This is a genomic window from Paenibacillus sp. Soil724D2 (assembly GCF_001427935.1).
Taxonomy (GTDB): domain Bacteria; phylum Bacillota; class Bacilli; order Paenibacillales; family NBRC-103111; genus Paenibacillus_E.
Genome location: NZ_LMRY01000060.1, coordinates 231,457 through 248,948 on the forward strand (window position 1 = coordinate 231,457; position 17,492 = coordinate 248,948).

General features: G+C 43.8%; 19 protein-coding genes. All 19 read right to left on the reverse strand.

Going from position 1 to position 17,492, the window contains the following annotated elements:
- Positions 1-9 precede the first annotated feature (9 nt).
- The gene (locus ASG85_RS36200; protein WP_057301787.1) at positions 10-900 is read right to left on the reverse strand and encodes a menaquinol-cytochrome c reductase cytochrome b/c subunit; all 891 of its coding nucleotides are present in this window, start codon (positions 898-900) and stop codon (positions 10-12) included.
- 19 nt (positions 901-919) lie between these two features.
- Positions 920-1,591 (reverse strand): menaquinol-cytochrome c reductase cytochrome b subunit, encoded by a 672-nt coding sequence (qcrB, locus tag ASG85_RS36205; protein ID WP_028554311.1) that lies wholly within the window; start codon positions 1,589-1,591, stop codon positions 920-922.
- 17 nt (positions 1,592-1,608) lie between these two features.
- On the reverse strand, positions 1,609-2,154 hold the full coding sequence (locus ASG85_RS36210; protein WP_057301788.1) for a ubiquinol-cytochrome c reductase iron-sulfur subunit: 546 nt from the start codon (positions 2,152-2,154) through the stop codon (positions 1,609-1,611).
- A gap of 282 nt (positions 2,155-2,436) precedes the next feature.
- The gene (locus ASG85_RS36215) at positions 2,437-2,868 is read right to left on the reverse strand and encodes a DUF2487 family protein (protein ID WP_057301789.1); all 432 of its coding nucleotides are present in this window, start codon (positions 2,866-2,868) and stop codon (positions 2,437-2,439) included.
- Between the two features lie 69 nt (positions 2,869-2,937).
- A complete protein-coding gene (locus ASG85_RS36220) occupies positions 2,938-3,969 on the reverse strand; it encodes an LCP family protein (RefSeq protein ID WP_060649463.1) in 1,032 nt (343 codons plus the stop codon).
- Between the two features lie 156 nt (positions 3,970-4,125).
- Positions 4,126-4,314, reverse strand: coding sequence for an IDEAL domain-containing protein (locus ASG85_RS36225; protein WP_047674234.1), 189 nt, complete (start codon positions 4,312-4,314; stop codon positions 4,126-4,128).
- 178 nt (positions 4,315-4,492) lie between these two features.
- Positions 4,493-5,647: a hypothetical protein gene (locus tag ASG85_RS36230; protein ID WP_060649503.1), complete on the reverse strand. Its 1,155-nt coding sequence runs from the start codon at positions 5,645-5,647 to the stop codon at positions 4,493-4,495.
- 140 nt (positions 5,648-5,787) lie between these two features.
- Positions 5,788-6,369 carry a histidine phosphatase family protein gene (locus ASG85_RS36235; protein ID WP_060649464.1) on the reverse strand — a complete coding sequence of 194 codons (582 nt, stop codon included), beginning with the start codon at positions 6,367-6,369 and terminating at the stop codon, positions 5,788-5,790.
- Between the two features lie 51 nt (positions 6,370-6,420).
- Positions 6,421-7,050: an anti-sigma factor family protein gene (locus tag ASG85_RS36240; RefSeq protein WP_057301792.1), complete on the reverse strand. Its 630-nt coding sequence runs from the start codon at positions 7,048-7,050 to the stop codon at positions 6,421-6,423.
- A 6-nt stretch (positions 7,051-7,056) separates the two neighbouring features.
- Positions 7,057-7,638: an RNA polymerase sigma factor gene (locus ASG85_RS36245; protein ID WP_047674226.1), complete on the reverse strand. Its 582-nt coding sequence runs from the start codon at positions 7,636-7,638 to the stop codon at positions 7,057-7,059.
- Positions 7,639-8,056: 418 nt separating this feature from the next.
- Positions 8,057-8,926, reverse strand: coding sequence for a polysaccharide deacetylase family protein (locus tag ASG85_RS36250; protein ID WP_060649465.1), 870 nt, complete (start codon positions 8,924-8,926; stop codon positions 8,057-8,059).
- Positions 8,927-9,097: 171 nt separating this feature from the next.
- Positions 9,098-10,186 (reverse strand): prephenate dehydrogenase, encoded by a 1,089-nt coding sequence (locus ASG85_RS36255; RefSeq protein ID WP_060649466.1) that lies wholly within the window; start codon positions 10,184-10,186, stop codon positions 9,098-9,100.
- Positions 10,187-10,209: 23 nt separating this feature from the next.
- On the reverse strand, positions 10,210-11,310 hold the full coding sequence (hisC, locus tag ASG85_RS36260; RefSeq protein ID WP_060649467.1) for a histidinol-phosphate transaminase: 1,101 nt from the start codon (positions 11,308-11,310) through the stop codon (positions 10,210-10,212).
- 17 nt (positions 11,311-11,327) lie between these two features.
- Complete coding sequence (gene trpA, locus ASG85_RS36265) at positions 11,328-12,143, reverse strand: tryptophan synthase subunit alpha (RefSeq protein WP_060649468.1); 816 nt, start codon at positions 12,141-12,143, stop codon at positions 11,328-11,330.
- 3 nt (positions 12,144-12,146) lie between these two features.
- Positions 12,147-13,343, reverse strand: coding sequence for a tryptophan synthase subunit beta (gene trpB, locus ASG85_RS36270; RefSeq protein ID WP_057301798.1), 1,197 nt, complete (start codon positions 13,341-13,343; stop codon positions 12,147-12,149).
- The gene (locus ASG85_RS36275; RefSeq protein WP_057301799.1) at positions 13,340-14,038 is read right to left on the reverse strand and encodes a phosphoribosylanthranilate isomerase; all 699 of its coding nucleotides are present in this window, start codon (positions 14,036-14,038) and stop codon (positions 13,340-13,342) included. The genes trpB and ASG85_RS36275 overlap by 4 nt, the downstream gene beginning before the upstream one ends.
- Before the next feature lie 24 nt (positions 14,039-14,062).
- Entirely contained in the window at positions 14,063-14,860 is a 798-nt protein-coding gene (gene trpC / locus ASG85_RS36280) for an indole-3-glycerol phosphate synthase TrpC (protein ID WP_057301800.1), read from the reverse strand.
- Positions 14,850-15,890 carry an anthranilate phosphoribosyltransferase gene (gene trpD / locus ASG85_RS36285; protein ID WP_057301801.1) on the reverse strand — a complete coding sequence of 347 codons (1,041 nt, stop codon included), beginning with the start codon at positions 15,888-15,890 and terminating at the stop codon, positions 14,850-14,852. Before trpD ends, trpC begins: the two co-directional genes overlap by 11 nt.
- Before the next feature lie 27 nt (positions 15,891-15,917).
- Complete coding sequence (trpE, locus tag ASG85_RS36290; RefSeq protein WP_060649469.1) at positions 15,918-17,465, reverse strand: anthranilate synthase component I; 1,548 nt, start codon at positions 17,463-17,465, stop codon at positions 15,918-15,920.
- Between the last annotated feature and the right edge of the window lie 27 nt (positions 17,466-17,492).

The window sequence follows — 17,492 nt, forward strand, 5'->3', positions numbered from 1 at the left end:
TTTCCTTGTTTATTGAGCTTTTTGTTTGGATAACCATTCAGCAAGTTTATTAATATCAGCATCGCTTAAGCCTTTATCAATGTTAGCTTGGTATTGCTTACCCATGTTGCCTTTACCGTTCTTGATAATACCTAGAATCTCATCTTGGGGATGCTTATCCCCAACACCAAGTAAAGGAGGTACACCAGAAGCAGGCATCCCTTTAAGTCCAGCGCCATGACAAGATAAGCAAGTTGCTTTCTTGTAAATCTCTGCACCAGGATCATCTGCTGCAACGATAGCTGCAGATTTCTTCGTTTCCTTTGTAGCACCGCCGCCGCCAGCTGCGCCTTTTTTCGCGTGCATCTCTTCCTCACGCTTAATGTGCTCTGGAACGATGTTTTTCTCTTTCAATTCTACTTGGTAATGAGACCAAGATGTATACGTCAAATACGTACAAGCGATAAGAGATAAAATCATCAAGCTTGAAGCGATAGGTCTTCTGTAGAAACGACGCTCTTTACCTGTGTCCAAGAAAGGAGCAAGCAATAAGCCGCCGAACAGTAAACCAGGTACTACAACCGCACCAAGAACAACGTAATCTCCTGATGTATATGGGTATTTCAACAATTGATACATGAATAAGAAATACCAATCCGGCATCGGAATGAACGCTGTGTTCTTAGGATCCGCAGGATATCCTAGCGGAGCTGGATCCGACATGACCAGTACTAACATACCGACCAATACGACTACACCAACCATCCATTCTTTCAACAAGAAGTTTGGTATGAACGCTTCTGATTTCCCCGGATATGCAGAATAATCTTTAGGAATCAGTCGTTGCTCTTGTGATTTCTTTATTACGCGGGAATCTCCCACATAAACGATTTTTTCGTCAGACTTATGACCATGCGCCACGCATTGACCCTCCTTTCAATTATAGCGGTCCGGAAATACCTTGTTTGCGAATCATGAAGAAATGTCCAGCAAGCAAAGCTAGCAGAACGCCCGGTAGGAAGAATACGTGGATGGCAAAGAAACGAGTCAATGTTTGAGCGCCAACAATGCTTCCACCTTGCAGCAATGTTTCAATATATGGTCCCGCGAACGGTACCGATGCTGCGATCTTCATACCTACTTGTGTTGCGAAATACGCTTTGTTATCCCATGGGAGCAGGTACCCGGTAAAACCAAGACCTAACATAACGAAGAAAATGAGCATGCCTACAACCCAGTTCATTTCACGGGGTGCTTTATAAGAACCTGTGAAGAACACGCGCAGGGTATGTAAGAACATCATGACGATTACTAAGCTGGCTCCCCAGTGGTGCATACCTCTGACAATAACACCGAAGGCTACTTTATGTTGTAAATAGTCAACGCTGGCATACGCGTTGATAATATCAGGTGTGTAGTACATGGTTAAGAACATACCTGACAAAATTTGAATGACTGTAATGAAAAACGTCAATCCGCCGAAGCAATATACGAAAGCGGAAAAATGATGAGCAGGGTTTACGTGCTCTGGAACCTCGTGGTCTGCTACATCCCTCCACATTGGCGTAATATCAAGACGTTCGTCAATCCAGTTGTATACGTTTTTAAACATCTGATGCTGACGCCTCCTTATACTCTTGTGTTAGCATGTAGTTGTCCCACATAAACGAAACCATTCTCTACTTTGGTCGTGTATTCATCCAAAGGCTTTGGTGCTACAGCAAGGTTCTTACCATCTTGCGTATAATGAGCACCGTGACAAGGACAGAAATACTGATCTTTGTAAGCAGGATTATCGTTCCAGTTGACTGTACATCCAAGATGCTTACAAGTTGGATTCAACGCAAAGAGCTTGCCGCCGCTGTCTTTGGAAATCCATGCAACCAGTTCAGCATCGCTTTCGTACCAGCCGTCAACCTGATGGACTTGGAACGTAAACGCTTGTGGAACATTTGTAATTTTACTTTCTTCGACAACTTTAACCCAATCCGAAGCACTCTTCTTTTGAAGGACAGGATCAATTGCAAACCGTATCATCGGTATAATAATACCGGCTCCCATAAATCCTCCAGCGCCACCAAGGGTGTAAGAAAGAAATTGTCGACGAGACATTTCGCGTTTGGTCCCGGGTTTCTTCCCATGCTGTTCTTCTTTGTGATTGTTATGATCACTCATTCTCAGGTCTACCCTCCTACATTGGCCGATGTCCGAACCCTCTCGGACGTCAGTTACCTCTATCACGTGTCGTTCGACATTACACTACATAACTAGGACATTACTAATAATAGCCTACGTCTACTAGGTCGTCAAGAATCCATAACTCCTTTTCGTCGGTTGAAATCTCGGCCATTGGACAAATTTTAACGAAATTGTCACAACTTTTTGGCAGCTAAAGAAATTAATTTCTCCCCTTATCCTGCACAACTTTTTTTCCATTAATACGCTGTCCGTTTAAAGTTAATCGTTCTGCTGCCATAGTTCTTGTACTTGTTTGGAAATACTTGATTTGATTAATTCTGATTGGCTTGTCCACTGCTCCATATCGACAACAATCAGCAAGTCGGTTTGCTCTGCTTTCCAAAGAGCTGCTTCTGTATGTATGGTAAGACCGATTACATAACGGAACCCCATTCTTTTCAAATGAAGTGAGATGGTATTCAACTGTTCTCTCATATCCGTACCCGTTATGTAGTGAAGAGCTGGATAGGTTACTACTCTGCCCTTGTAAGGAATTTCAATCGTTTCCAGAGCATCTCGAAGCTGTTCTAACGCTAGTGTCACTTGTGCAGGATCTTCAAATCCAGTTAACCCAGTCAATGGAAGTAAACAGGTGTCCAAATACGGTTTCAATTCAAACCAATCTTGTGCTGATATATCATTAAACTTCAACGAATTGTCCTCCCTATTGTTTGCCAAATGTACGGTTGCTATGTAATGTTACGAATCTCATCTTGTACTTTAATCCGTCCTTATCTGACTGTCAATCTGTTCACCCGATTGTTGACCGCGCAACGCCCCAAGTGCTTCCTCCAGATCCTGCTGCTTTACAACCAGATAGGGGCTCTCCCATTCTCCTTTTAATTGAATATAGCGAACGGTCGCCGGCTTCAAGTCACGATAGGATTTCGTCAATGTACGAAGCTCATCGGCTGGAATATCCGTTTTAATTGATCCTCCAATGATATCAAGCACACCCGACCAAGCGGTCAAACCATTCAATGTGGTTAATTGATCTAACAACTGATTAAGTACTAGCTGTTCTCTTTGATTCCGTTCCATATCAGAGGATTCTGCCGTACCTAAATTGGATTTCCGGTAACGGATAAAATCTAACACCTGTTTGCCATTCAACTGCTGTTTTCCTTTGTTCAGATGAATATCCGTTCCATCACTTTCATCCTGATAGCGCATATCCATATCAACTTCGACGGTCATTCCCCCTAACTGATCGATGAGCTTCCGAAAGCCATCAAAATTAATAACAGCCATATAATCAATTGGAACTTGATATACATCACTGAACAGCTTTTTGGTTTCATTTAGGGCTGTGTCTCTATTTTTATTGTAATAATAAGCATAAAAATAATTAGCTTTATGAGAACCGTCTAATCCCGACTTATCAGCTTCAATCTCCAGATCCCTTGGAATGGATACCACAGTTCCTTGATGGGTTTTCGGATTAATACGGAAAAGCATCATGACATCCGTATTCAGTGATCCCTCATTACCTTCTCGTTCATCTATTGCTGTTAGGAGGAACGTTAGCGGCCTTTCAATGGGATTGGTTGCTTGCGTAACAGGTGCAAAGCTTTCGCCATTTAGATTTGATGCAGCAGTAGCTCCAGGCGCAGCAATATGATCCAGCGTCTGATTCACTTTGTTATATAGAAAAGCCGCATACACAGACGCAGCTCCTGCAATTAGACCTGTGATTAAAAGAACGGACGTCATTACTTTTCGAATACGGGGGTTTTTTATCATTTTTTTCATTCGTAGTCTCCTTATGTTTGGATATAATGCTCATTTAAAGAGACGCATGGGGCGACGAATAAGTTCTTTTTTCACCCGATATGCAGCAAAAAAAGACACGTGAATAGGATTCACATGCCCTCTTTTACGTGTTTATGCCCGCCACCAAATAAGTAATTAACCCAAAGATTGTAACGTTTTAAGCTCTGATGTAAGAGCCAGAAACGTAGTTTGATCTCCTTTGGCTAAAGCGCGGTCAATCTCTTTATAAAGATTTTCTTCTTTATATTTGCGTATGGCATTATCCCAAACCATTTCCGCGAAAAGTGCCAGCAGCGCATCGTTAGATACATTCATTTTTCCCATGAGACCTACCTCCAAATGTTGTCCGCGGTTTGTCAGGAGCTTCTTTTTCGCAAAAACATGTAAGTCTGCTTCTTGGTGTATGCCAATCCCTTGTGTATGCCCCTACTCCATCATATTCACTCAGCACACCAGCGCTTCATTCAATCGCCCGATTCAATAGGAATGTGTCTTTACCTATCTACTTGATGTCTTCTTTGAAACGTATACTTTCTTTATCCAGAAAGAGGACGACCTTATCTTCTTCAGCAACAAATGTTCCTTGAATCACTTTCGTTCCCAGCTTGGTGACTTGAATGACAACTCCATGCTCCTGATCTTCCCCGATCCGAATCAGGCCCAAATGCATCATCATTTGTAGAATTCGTTGTTCTACGATCGATTCAGAACTATCATAATAGAAGGGTTTAACAAGCTTACAAAGCACATCTCCTAGCGATGCCATGGTTACCCATTGCCCACCTAGGCGATCAATCCAGGCTACAATGCTTTGGACATTCGGAATCGGATTTTTATACAGCCTCAACCAAAACTTATAAACTTCTGCTAGGTTTTCTTTCTTGCCTTCTACCAGCCTTGCTTTTCCATCTTCAGTTAAGCGAAGAGTTTGTGAATGCTCACTAATCAGTTGCCTGTAATAGCAATAATCATAGATGAAAGAAAACCGGTTCGGATACTCTTTAAACATGCGGCCATAGCCGAATCGCCACGTCCCTTTGGATACCATCTCTTCTTGAACCGATAATCGATTGAGAATTTGTTGAAGCTGTCGTTTGTACATAGAACCTTCCGCTGTGAGCGGTATCTCCTGCTCTTGTGAGATGAACGTCAAGAAATGAAAGATGTCATCGACGATAAGTAATTGCTCATCCCGGTATACATTAGGTTCACTTGTTGTTTTCAGGCTTTGTTTGAACTGTCCGGATAGAACATCACTAAATCTACGCTTCAAATCTTGCGGAACATGAAATAAAAACTTAGTCTGCTGTGAATAGCCGTTAAACAGCCATCCAAGTTTCTTGAATTTAATGATCATATCCCGAGGATTCCATTCCTCTGAATCCTCCTTCTGAAATCGTGATTGTTGAACTCTAGCGACAAGTTCTTCAATACTGAAAGCGTTGCGAGGATCGAAAAGCAGCGAATTCAAAAATCGAATATCCTCCAAGGCTAAGCCTTGAATATGCTTCTCGAAAATCTCTCTGCGCAGAGCTGTGCTCAAAATCGATTGAATCAATTCATTCTTCGAATTACCATTACACTCACACTCGTAGGTATGAGCAATTCGGCCTAATTCATGGATATCGGCATAACTGAGCATATCCGCTAGGTTCATTTCCATCCTACATCCCCCATTTAGCGAAGCTTTCAGCTCCGAGGTTTCTAGTAACCATTATGGGATTTTTCACCAAAAATATTCCAATCGAATAAAAAAACATGACTCTTTCAAAAAAGTCATGTTTTACTTTATTGCTATTATTCAGTTATAGATTGTAAGTGAGTTAAACAGTTATACAATTGAAGCTCCCAGCCCTCTTTTTGACGAAGTAGAATGGTCAGCGATGTATTCTGCAGAAAATCTACACGATCCATGCGAAGAACCCTAAGAATCTGTACGATAAAACCTCCATGAGAAATCAATAATATTTTCCCACTCGGATAAGTCTGAAGTAATTCTGCTTCTAGCTCTGCCCATCGTTTCCATAGATCTTCATCTGACTCTTGACCTAGTTCCTGAAGCTTCCAATTGGGTCCCCAGCGCTCTTCTCTTTCTGCAACGGTAGTTCCTTCTACCTGCCCATATTTTCGCTCCCTTAGCCTCTTGTCTGTACCTATAAAGGGGATCCCAGACAGATCCGAAACGATTTGTGCAGTTTCTCTTGCTCTTGTTAGATCACTGCTTATTATGCCATCCCAGGTTTCTTTGGCTAATCTTAGTCCAAGTAACCGAGCTTGCTCTCTGCCTTCCCCGGTCAATTCTGTATCAAGCTGCCCCTGCAGCTTTCCAAGACGATTCCATTCTGTACTCCCATGACGTATGAATCCGATTGTTGTCATTCGCTTGCCCTCCACCATCTCTATAAAATAAAAAATGCTCCTGCAGGAGCATTATGCTTTTGTTCGTGACAACCAATTCATAATAATGATTGTAGCAATTAGACCTAGTATCGAAACGACCAGTAAGTAATGCGGATAGGAGTGAATAGGTCCTACGTGGAAGCGTAAAGGTTCCATGAAGCTAGGATTCAGACTCGCTACCGCGTCCCCCATCTTATGGCCATTCATCGATTCAGCACCGCTGGTCTTCAGGGCTTGCGGCGCTTGAAGATCAAACAAAGAATTATCCGCAGTTGCTATTGAAGATTGTGGCGTTCCATCGTACACGATTGCAAATAAGAAACTGAATACGAATAAGGCTAAACAAAAAGCAATAACAGCGGTAAGATTCCGTCTAAGTGTGTAAGAGATGGCATACATACGTTCAGAAACTGGAATTCGCCATGATTCGTTTTCGTAAATTCGATTCATAACCTTGCCCGAAACCATTGGCTCATAATCAGGCAGCTCACTCTCAATCGCCGCAGTACGAATGAGTATCGTACTTTCTTCCCATATTTGAAATTCTTCTGCACATTCGGCACAAGTTGTTATATGCTCATCTACCGCGGCACGACGCAGGTCATCATTCGGCAAATCCCAATATACCCCAAATAACTCCTGGATCTCACTACACTTCATGATCTTTCATCCCTTCGATTCTTCGAATATCGGTTCACTGAAATAAGGATCCAGTTGTAATTTAACGGATGCCCTTGCTCTAAACAAGAGTGACTTCACCGAGCTTACCGTTTGGCCTAAAATGTTCGCGATTTCCTGATAATCCATCTGATCGTACTCTCTAAGTATCAAAGCCGATCGTTGTTTCTCTGGTAAACTGTTAATCGCTTCGCGAACCATAGACACTTTCTCATTACGCAGCATAGCTTGCTCTGGCATGGCATCAAAGGATGCATGTGGCGTAAGTCCACTTTGTTCCAACGAGACTTGAACGCTTTTATTTTTGCGCAGCTCACTCAGAACCGTATTCCGGGCAATGGTGTATAACCAGGTTGAAAAGGATGCCTCGATTTCACGGAAAGAATGCAAACTGCGATACGCTTTATAAAAAGTTTCGTTACACAGATCTTCTGCGATGGCTTCCATCTGCGTATTCTTTAACATATGAAATATAAATGCAAGGATTTTACGCTCGTAACGACGCATAAGTTCATTGTAAAGTTGAACATTTCCATCCTTGATTTCTCTGATCAATTGGGAATCGGTCATTACGTGGCGGCCCTCCTAACGATCCCGGGTACCACTCCAACTGCTCATACATGTTGTACTGCTGCAGGAGTGAAAAGTTGCGGTTATTTGTAAAAAAATTATGAATTTATGTATGAATAAAATACGAGCCTATAAAACCTTCTTGATCCATCACGAAATTCCTGCTAGATTCGACAAATTGTTGGATAAAGTTCAATTCGCAGTGTGTCTGATGCAAACAACAGACTGTCCTTCCCATTATATAATAAAATCAGAAAAATATGGTATATATGCACAAAAAAAAACCGCCGAATCGGCGGTTGCACTTATGGTGCGATTATCGGATAGGAGTGGAGAGAAACCATACTGTACTTTAATTATATGTATACGGTTTCATTCTGTCAATACTTATTTTGAAAACGTTTACTAACTCATTTTTTTAAGATTGAAGGGGTTGTATTTGATGCCTCTTTGCTTGTTTAATCAAATTATTTATGGAATGTGGTCGAATGAACGGACTGCCTGCATTGATCCGCGGGATTTGCATAGGATCCGTTTCCTTCATAGTTATACCTGGTTTAGTTGTAAAGGCAAACTTAACTCCAGCTTCCTGAAGATAAGAAATCGTAACATCATCATAGCTTCCGAAAGGGTACGCATAGGAATCGACGGACTTTGAGCCATTCACTTCAATGAGTTTAGAAAGACCTGTACGGGTATCGTTCAGAACTCTTTGTTTGAATTCATCGTCTGTTTCTGTTATACCGTTTAGTGTTATTTTGTTGGTTAACAGCGGCTTGCCATTGCTCATCGCATGCAGCGCATCCGAATGACATTGAAAATCAATACCAGCAAACTCTTTTCGCATTTTCATAATCTCTTCTCTAGACAAGGAAGGTAAAGGTGTTCCTCCCGGGTTGTCCAAATCTTTGGTAATAACGAAGTTCACAGCAGGTATTCGCATTTTTTTGAGTATCGGAAAAGCATTGGTGTAGAAGCTTTTGTAGCCATCATCAAACGTAACAAGCACCGCATTGTCAGGAATTGCCGTCCCTTCTGACTTGAAGCTTTTAAACTCATCCATGCTAATGAAATGATAACCTTTCCGCTGCATAGCCTCCAACTGCTTTTCGAACAGCTTAGTCGAAATCGTCACGGAGCCCTGTACCTGATCATCGATATGGTGATACACAAGTACAACAACTTCATTTGAATAAACAACATCATTTGCTCGCACTAAGGATGGCAAAAAATTCATGAAAGCGATTAACAAAATAAGCATACTTTTCCATACCAATTGGATCTTCATCACGTTCGCCCCACAATAAAATATGTAATATATATATGAATAGATGTCATTATATCACGAAGCTTTTTCTTTGAGAATCTGTTAACAAAAATAAAATAAGCTGATCCCTTCCTCTTTTCGAATTGTCCAAAAAAGGAAAGAAACCAGCTTATTTATCTACAATTATGAGCATTAAACATGCACTGCGTATGGCCCACTGAGCAGCTCAGATGCCCGATCGGCGTCTTCCTGATTTCGAAAGGAAAGACGCAGTATACCAGGAACATCTTCACGGCTTTCAATAATTTGAATGTTGCTTAAATTAATTCTAGCGTTACCTAGTAAGGTTGTAATTTGGCCAATGATACCAGGGTGATCGGGAATATCAACATAAATATCGAATAAGGACGTAATCATACCTTTTCTGCGTTCAGGCAATTGACTGCGAAACTCACCTGCAACACGGAATTGTTCAGCGATCCCTTCACCGTCACCTTGTTCCAGCAACTTAATAAAGCGCGACATTTCTAGCTTCCAATCCGTAAGCAGTTTAAGCAGCACATCCTTATTGTTAACAAGAATATCGCGCCAAATCATCGGTTCACTGGATGCAATACGTGTGATATCCCTGAAGCCGCCAGCGGCCAGATTTTGATACAACGGATTTGTTTCGTTATAGCCTCTTACTTGGTTAACCAATGCAACCGCGATAATATGCGGTAAATGGCTGATCGCTCCTACGATGTCATCGTGTTCACGTGCGCCTACTTGGACAATTTGAGCCTTCGTCTTCCTGAGCAGCTCCGTTAGACGATCAACCTCAGCTTGTGGTGTACCCTCTGACGGTGTCAGGACATAGAACGCATTTTCGAAAAGGTGCGAGGAAGCTGCCTCCACCCCATGACGTTCAGAGCCTGCCATTGGATGACCGCCGATAAAATAGACGTTCTCCTTGACAAAGGATGCTGCGCTCTCCGTGATTGAAGCTTTGGTACTACCAACATCTGTGATGATGCAACCATCTTTCAGAGGGAGCTGCATGAGCTGCTGCACATATTCCTCTAACATACCAACTGGCACGCATAGAAAAATGTAGTCCGCTCCTTCTACCGCTTCAGCCATGTTAGTTGTAGCCAAATCAACAACATTCCGTTTTATTAGCTTTTCAACTGACTTCGGATTCGGTGAATGACCAACGACTGTAAAACCAGGTTTTCCTTTATAGCATAAGGCAAGTGATCCACCGATCAGCCCTACACCGAATATCGCAATTTTCGTCATGAAATCAACCTTTATGATTTAAATTAGGCCTGAACAGCAACCTCAGCAAGCACTTGTGTTAGAGCGGCGATAAATTTCTCATTCTGTTCACGCGAGCCAATTGTAACCCGAAGCGACGTTGGGAAGCCCAACATATGACCTCCACGAATGATGATACCTCGACGCAGCAAACCATTAAATACATCCGCTGCTGGCCGTCCGACATTCACCATGATGAAGTTACCATGTGCCGGAAATGCCTGCAGACCCATCTTATCAAACTGTTCTGTTAAGTAGTGTAAGCCAGCCGTGTTCGCTTCTCGGCAGCTTTGGATAAAATCTTGATCTTTGATTGCGGCAAGCGCAGCAGCTTGAGCAAATCTGGTCGTGTTAAAAGGTTCCCGCACTTGATTAATCGATCGAATAACATCAGGATGTCCGATACCGTAACCAATTCGCAGGGAAGCCAACCCATAAATTTTTGAAAAAGTACGCAACGCAATGACATTGCGGTATTGACCAATTAGCTCTATGCTATCCGGGAATTCCCCCGTCGTGTTGTACTCGCAGTAAGCTTCATCAAGAACGACTAAAACATGATCTGGAACTTTAGCCAAAAACGCCTTAATCTCCGCATCGGTATTCATCGTTCCTGTCGGATTGTTCGGGTTACAAATCCAAACGATCTTCGTACGTTCCGTAATCGCTGCAAGCATGCCATCCAAATCGTGTGTTCCTTCTTTCAAAGGAACTTCAATGGACACTGCGCCTTCGATCTCACAGTTATGCTTGTACTGGGGAAACGTATGTGTAGCCATAACGGATTCGTCACCTTGCACAAGGAAAGCCCGCGCGAGCATCAGAATGACTTCATCGGAGCCTGCTCCAAAAATAAGCTGATTCGTTGCCACTCCAAGTGATTCAGCAACTGCTTCTGTCAATTGCACAGCTCCCCCATCAGGATACAAGCTGATGTTGGATATTTCCGCTTCAATTGCTGCTTTTACTTTAGGCGAGGAGCCGAAAGGGTTTTCGTTTGACGCCAGCTTTATTACTTCTGTCAAACCTAGCTCACGTTTCACTTCTTCAATAGGTTTACCTGGTTGATAGACAGGTAAATGTACAATCGTTTGTTTCGGTTTCATGATAGTCACCTCGTCAATTATATGTCCGAACGTTTTAATTGTCCCACAAAGTTACGAATTTGCAAGAGTCCTTCCGGATGTGCAGCATTGGCTTCTAGTTGAGGCAGTACGTTCTCAATCGTTCGTACAATGGCACTTCCTACTACGACTCCATCACAAAGCTTCTCAAAGCGCTTAACTTGCTCGCGATTCGAAATACCGAAGCCGACGACAATCGGAACACTAGCAGCTTCCCGTACCGTTGCAAGGAATTCCTCGATGCCTCCGAAGAATTCGGCGCGCTCGCCTGTTACTCCTAATGATGATACACAATAGACGAAACCGCGAGCTCCAGCAGCAATTCGCTTCACGCGCTCATTGGATGTTGGCGCAACCAACGGGATTAGATGAATCCCATTAGCTTCAGCAATCGCTCTTGTCTCACTGTCTTCTTCCAACGGAAGATCAGGAATAATAATGCCGCTGATTTCATTGTCCTGCATCGCTTTGAAAATGCGATCCAGTCCAATTTGTAAAACTGGATTATAATACGTAAAAAGAATGAAAGGCAGCTTAGAACCTCTGCTTCTCGCCTGACGAGCGACATCCATGACATCAAAGATTGAAATTTTGCGCTGTAAAGCACGTTCAGAGGAACGTTGAATAACAGGACCGTCAGCTAACGGATCGGAATAAGGAACACCTAGCTCGATCAAGTCGGCACCTGCGCGCTCCATTTCCAGAATAAGCTCAAGAGATGCTTCAAGGGAAGGATCCCCGATGGTCAAGAAAGGAATCATCGCTGTTTCCCCGCGCTCTTTGAGCTCGGCAAATCGACTATCAATACGGTTCATCGCTTATTCCCTCCCCATGCCGAGATAGCTCATAATGGATTCAACATCTTTATCTCCACGTCCTGAAAGATTTACGATAATAATTTCATCCTTGGACATGGTAGGAGCTATTTTAACCGTTTGAGCAATGGCATGTGCACTCTCTAAGGCTGGAATTATTCCTTCTGTACGGCTAAGCAGTTGAAGTGCATCTAGTGCTTCCTGATCCGAAATCGGATAATAAGTAGCTCGCTCAATATCTTTGAGGTAGGAATGCTCCGGTCCAATCCCAGGGTAATCTAAGCCTGCTGAAATTGAGTGAGCCGGCAGTACTTGACCATACTCATCCTGCAGCAAATAGCTAAGTGAGCCTTGGAAAACGCCAGGAGTTCCCTTGGTCATTGTAGCTGCATGTTCCTCGGTATGAATACCGCGGCCAGCCGCTTCCACGCCAATGAGTTTCACGGATTCATCTTGGACGAACGGGTAGAAAATACCCATCGCGTTACTGCCTCCGCCTACACAAGCAATTACAGCATCCGGCAATCTGCCTTCGGTTTCAAGGATTTGCTCACGTGACTCATCGCCAATAACACGTTGGAAATCACGCACCATCATAGGGTAAGGATGCGGTCCTGTAACGGACCCTAGGATATAATAAGTATCCTGAACATTGCTAACCCAGTAACGTAGCGTTTCATTACAAGCATCTTTCAACGTACGTGTACCAGACGTAACAGGAATGACATCGGATCCGAGCAATTTCATGCGGAATACATTTAACTGCTGACGCTTCGTGTCTTCCTCACCCATGAATACTTTACACTCAAATCCCATTAAAGCAGCTACAGTTGCTGATGCAACACCATGCTGACCAGCGCCAGTTTCTGCTATAATCTTCTTCTTCCCCATTCGTTTAGCGAGAACCGCTTGCCCAATGGTGTTATTAATTTTGTGAGCACCTGTATGGTTCAAATCCTCACGCTTCAAATAAATTTTGGCTCCGCCCAAAAGCTCAGAAAGTCGCTCTGCATAGTAAAGCGGTGTTGGCCGGCCCGAATATTGCTTTTGTAGGTAGCGCACCTCGGCAATAAATTCAGGATCATCTTTATATTGTTCATAAGCTTCTTCAAGCTCAATCAAAGCGTTCATCAACGTCTCAGGTACATAACGGCCGCCGAACTTGCCGAATCTGCCATGCTGGTCAGGTACTTGCGTCACTTTCGAGTCACCCTTTCCACAAATGCTGTAATTTTGGCTATATCTTTTACGCCATCGGTCTCAACGCCGCTGGAAACATCTACGCCATCGGGGTAATAGGCTGTTACTAGTTGATCAACATTATCAGGTTGAAGCCCGCCTGCTACTAGCAGCGCCACTCCTGCTGAGCGCGCCCACTCCTGATAAACAGGAATGCAGTTCCAAGCAAAAGTTTTGCCTGATCCTCCACCATAAACAGGGTCGAATGTATCCAGCAAAACAGCATCGACTGTCCCTATATAAGGGTCAAGCTGCGCGGCTACATCCTCCAAATTGGGGATTTTATTTTCTGTCTTGGAAATCGAAACGGACTTGAACACTTTCACCTGAAAATGTTCACGAACCCATCGGCAAAAATCAGGTGTTTCCTGATTATGTAACTGTACGACATCAAGAGGCGCCACCGCTAGAATGTCGGTTAACTGCTCCTTGCTCGGATTAACGAATACCCCTACGGTTAATGGGATAGCTACCCCTTTAGCCTCTTCTGATTTCAAATAAGAAATCAGTTCTCCAGCCTTCTCTGCCGTAACTTGCCGCTTGCTCGGTGCAAAAACAAAACCGATATGTGCTATCGGCAAATGCACGATTGATTTTAACACTTCAACGCTTTGAAGTCCACAAATTTTTACCGTTGGAACTGTCCCCACAGCCATCAAATTCGCCTCTTTCTCCTTCAACTACTTCGCCCTTTGAACCCTCGTCCCCATAAGATCATGAACAGCCTGCTCAACAATAGGTTGACGCATGAAATGCTCGCCGATTAAAACGGCTTGAGCACCAACTTGCTGTAAATAAGCCATATCTTTAACGGTAGAAATGCCACTTTCACTGACAATGGTTTTCCCTGCGGGAATGAATTGAATCAGTTCCTCAGTTGTACCTAAGTCGGTAACAAATGTTTTCAAATTCCGATTGTTGACGCCAATCAATTGAGTATCCAATTCCAGCGCACGTTCCAGCTCTTCGCGATCATGGACCTCCACGAGTGCATCTAGACCTAGATCACTAGCAAGCCTCAGATACTGCTTCATTTGATCTGTCGTTAAAATGGCAGCAATCAGTAAGATTGCATCAGCTCCAATCAAGCGCGCTTCATAAATTTGCTTCGGATCAATGGTGAAATCCTTACGAAGCAATGGTACATTCACTGCCTTACGAACAGCTTTCAAGTACTCGTTACTGCCTTGGAAGTAGTCCACATCCGTCAGAACGGAGATACAATCTGCCCCAGCTCTTTCATAGGCTTCCGCCAATAGAACCGGTTCAAAATCATCACGAATCAACCCTTTGGACGGGGAAGCCTTCTTCACCTCGGCAATTAGACCCATCGCACGGTTTTTGCGTGTAGTTAACGCTTGTTCAAAGCCTAAACAAGGAGGCAGGTCCGAGATTAACCTCTCAGCATCATTGATCGAAAAGCTGCTCATCGCTTCAACCTCTGCCCGCTTAGTGGCAACAATTTTATCAAGAAACATGGCATAATTCTCCTGTATATTGGATTAAATCGTTCAATTTTTGTTCCGCACGGCCTGAATCAATGACATCAGCCGCTAATTTCACACCCTGTTGAAGAGTTCCGACTTGCCCAGTCACATAGAAGCAGGCTGCTGCGTTTGCAAGTACGATATCGCGATAAGGGCCCTTCTCACCAGCAAAAATATGACGAATGATTTCAGCATTTAGTATCGCATCTCCACCCGCTACATCTTTGATGCTATGTGCGCGTAAACCAAGATCATCCGGAGTAATGATATAAGTACTAATGGTGTCAGCTTTCAGTTCCGTTACTTTCGTAGGTGCCGAAATGCTGAATTCATCCAATCCATCCTCGCTTGCAATGACCAATGCTCGTTTCAGTCCAAGAGCTTGCAGCGCTTGCGCAATCAGCTCTGTCTTCGTACTGTCGAAAACACCAAGCACTTGACGGTCAGCGCCTGCAGGATTGGTTAATGGTCCCAGCAAGTTGAATACCGTTCTGAAGCCCAGCTCACGCCGAGGTGCCGCCACATGCTTCATGGATTGATGGTACGCTTGAGCAAACATAAAGCAAATGCCTGTTTTATCTAAGCATTTAGCCGCTTGTTCACCGCTTAACGTAATCTTCACGCCAAGAGCTTCAAGGACATCTGCGCTTCCGCTTTTGCTCGACATCGCCCGATTGCCATGTTTCGCTACGCGAATCCCGCCAGCTGATGCGACGATCGCTGCTGTTGTGGAGATATTGAACGTCTCTGCCCCATCTCCGCCAGTTCCGCATGTATCCAGCAGATCATTCTGAAGTACGTTAACCTGAACGGCTTTGCTCCGCATCGCTTCTGCGAAGCCTGTAATCTCCTCCAGCGTCTCTCCTTTGATCCGGAGTGCTGTAAGCAGGCTGCCGATTTGAGCCGAAGTTGCTGCACCGTCCATAATTTCAGACATGACGCCGCGCGCTTCCTCACGTGACAAATGACTACCGCCAATGACTTTCCCGAGCGCTTGCTGTATATGAATAAGTCTACTCATGACTAGAGTCTCCTTTCCTTCTCTCCCTTAAGAGTTAACAAAGTAATCTTTGTTAATATCGCTAACAGGTCTAGGCTCAGGGCTGAACATGGCCTCTGCCATCCGAATTGATTTAAGCAAAGCTGTCGCTTTATTAACCGTCTCCTGGTATTCACTTTCAGGAACAGAATCCCATACAATACCGGCTCCGGCTTGCACATAGGCTTTGCCATTTTTGAAAATAATCGTACGGATCGTAATACAAGTATCCAAATTCCCCGAAAAACCTAGGTAACCAATCGCTCCGGCATAAGCACCGCGAGATTCTGGTTCCAGCTCAGCAATAATCTCCATAGCTCTCAGCTTTGGCGCTCCAGACACCGTCCCTGCAGGCATACAGGAAAGAAAAGCATCGAAGAAATCTTTGTCTTTTGCAATTTTACCAGAAACATTTGAAACGATATGCATGACATGTGAATACCGTTCAATGTCCATGAACGTATCACACTTCACAGTTCCGAATTCCGATACACGCCCGATGTCATTGCGACCTAAGTCAACCAGCATCAAGTGCTCAGCGCGTTCTTTCTCATCTGCGAGCAATTCTTTTTCCAGAGCAAGATCTTCTTCTGGCGTCTTTCCTCTCGGTCTTGTACCAGCAATTGGGCGCGTCTCTACCTTCTCTTCTTCAACGCGAACCAACAGCTCCGGCGATGTGCCAACGACGACTTCATCATCCATTTTGAGTACATACATGTAGGGAGAAGGATTCATCGTACGCAGTACGCGATACACTTGCAAAGGCGAAACGGTCGTTTCCATTTCAAAACGCTGCGACAACACGACTTGAAAAATATCACCGGCTCGAATGTATTCCTTTGCTTTATTCACGTTGGCCATATACTTTTCTTTTGTGATGTTGGATCGAATATCACCGAGATCTGGTTCCGATACAATCGGGTTGTGAGTCATCGTCTCGGAGCCAAGCGGGCGCTTGATCTTCTCGATTGTGGCATCAATTTTCTCACAAGTCGCATGATACGCTTTTACAATGTCAGCATCCGTTGCAAAAGGTTGTACGTGAACATTAGCAATCACTTTGATCTGCTGTTTAAAATGATCGAAAACAATGACTTGATCGCAGAACATGAATTGAATGTCATTCATTTGTAAATCATCAATTTGATGAGCTGGGAGTTTCTCATAGTACTGAAGCAGATCGTATCCGAAGAATCCGACAGCACCGCCTGTAAAACGCGGCAAGTCCGCAAGCTGAGGACTGGAGTAGGATCTCAAATAGGCTTTCAACACATCGATTGGCTTCTCGTCCAAAACCTTATTCTCGGATTGTGTTTCTACCATGGTTTTCCCATGCTTCGCTTTAATCATCAAGAAGGGATCGCTGCCGATAAAGGAATAACGGGCCCATTTCACGCCGCCCTCAACACTTTCTAAGAGGAACGCACGCGGTTCTTGGTAAAGATGTTGAAATACACGTATTGGGGTTTCAGTATCTGCTAATAAATGCCGCACAACAGGAATGAGATTATAATCTTTAGCCAAACGAATAACTTCTTGAATTTCAGGTGTATACATGGAAACATCCCCTCTCAGCTTGTGCGA

Bases quoted from the DNA above. Each gene is read 5' to 3' on its own strand.
- qcrB (WP_028554311.1), bottom strand. From the start codon at position 1,591: ATGTTTAAAAACGTATACAACTGGATTGACGAACGTCTTGATATTACG.
- ASG85_RS36210 (WP_057301788.1), bottom strand. From the start codon at position 2,154: ATGAGTGATCATAACAATCACAAAGAAGAACAGCATGGGAAGAAACCC.
- ASG85_RS36220 (WP_060649463.1), bottom strand. From the start codon at position 3,969: ATGAAAAAAATGATAAAAAACCCCCGTATTCGAAAAGTAATGACGTCC.
- ASG85_RS36225 (WP_047674234.1), bottom strand. From the start codon at position 4,314: ATGGGAAAAATGAATGTATCTAACGATGCGCTGCTGGCACTTTTCGCG.
- ASG85_RS36230 (WP_060649503.1), bottom strand. From the start codon at position 5,647: ATGAACCTAGCGGATATGCTCAGTTATGCCGATATCCATGAATTAGGC.
- ASG85_RS36235 (WP_060649464.1), bottom strand. From the start codon at position 6,369: ATGACAACAATCGGATTCATACGTCATGGGAGTACAGAATGGAATCGT.
- ASG85_RS36240 (WP_057301792.1), bottom strand. From the start codon at position 7,050: ATGAAGTGTAGTGAGATCCAGGAGTTATTTGGGGTATATTGGGATTTG.
- ASG85_RS36245 (WP_047674226.1), bottom strand. From the start codon at position 7,638: ATGACCGATTCCCAATTGATCAGAGAAATCAAGGATGGAAATGTTCAA.
- ASG85_RS36250 (WP_060649465.1), bottom strand. From the start codon at position 8,926: ATGAAGATCCAATTGGTATGGAAAAGTATGCTTATTTTGTTAATCGCT.
- ASG85_RS36255 (WP_060649466.1), bottom strand. From the start codon at position 10,186: ATGACGAAAATTGCGATATTCGGTGTAGGGCTGATCGGTGGATCACTT.
- hisC (WP_060649467.1), bottom strand. From the start codon at position 11,310: ATGAAACCGAAACAAACGATTGTACATTTACCTGTCTATCAACCAGGT.
- trpA (WP_060649468.1), bottom strand. From the start codon at position 12,143: ATGAACCGTATTGATAGTCGATTTGCCGAGCTCAAAGAGCGCGGGGAA.
- ASG85_RS36275 (WP_057301799.1), bottom strand. From the start codon at position 14,038: ATGGCTGTGGGGACAGTTCCAACGGTAAAAATTTGTGGACTTCAAAGC.
- trpC (WP_057301800.1), bottom strand. From the start codon at position 14,860: ATGTTTCTTGATAAAATTGTTGCCACTAAGCGGGCAGAGGTTGAAGCG.
- trpD (WP_057301801.1), bottom strand. From the start codon at position 15,890: ATGAGTAGACTTATTCATATACAGCAAGCGCTCGGGAAAGTCATTGGC.
- trpE (WP_060649469.1), bottom strand. From the start codon at position 17,465: ATGTATACACCTGAAATTCAAGAAGTTATTCGTTTGGCTAAAGATTAT.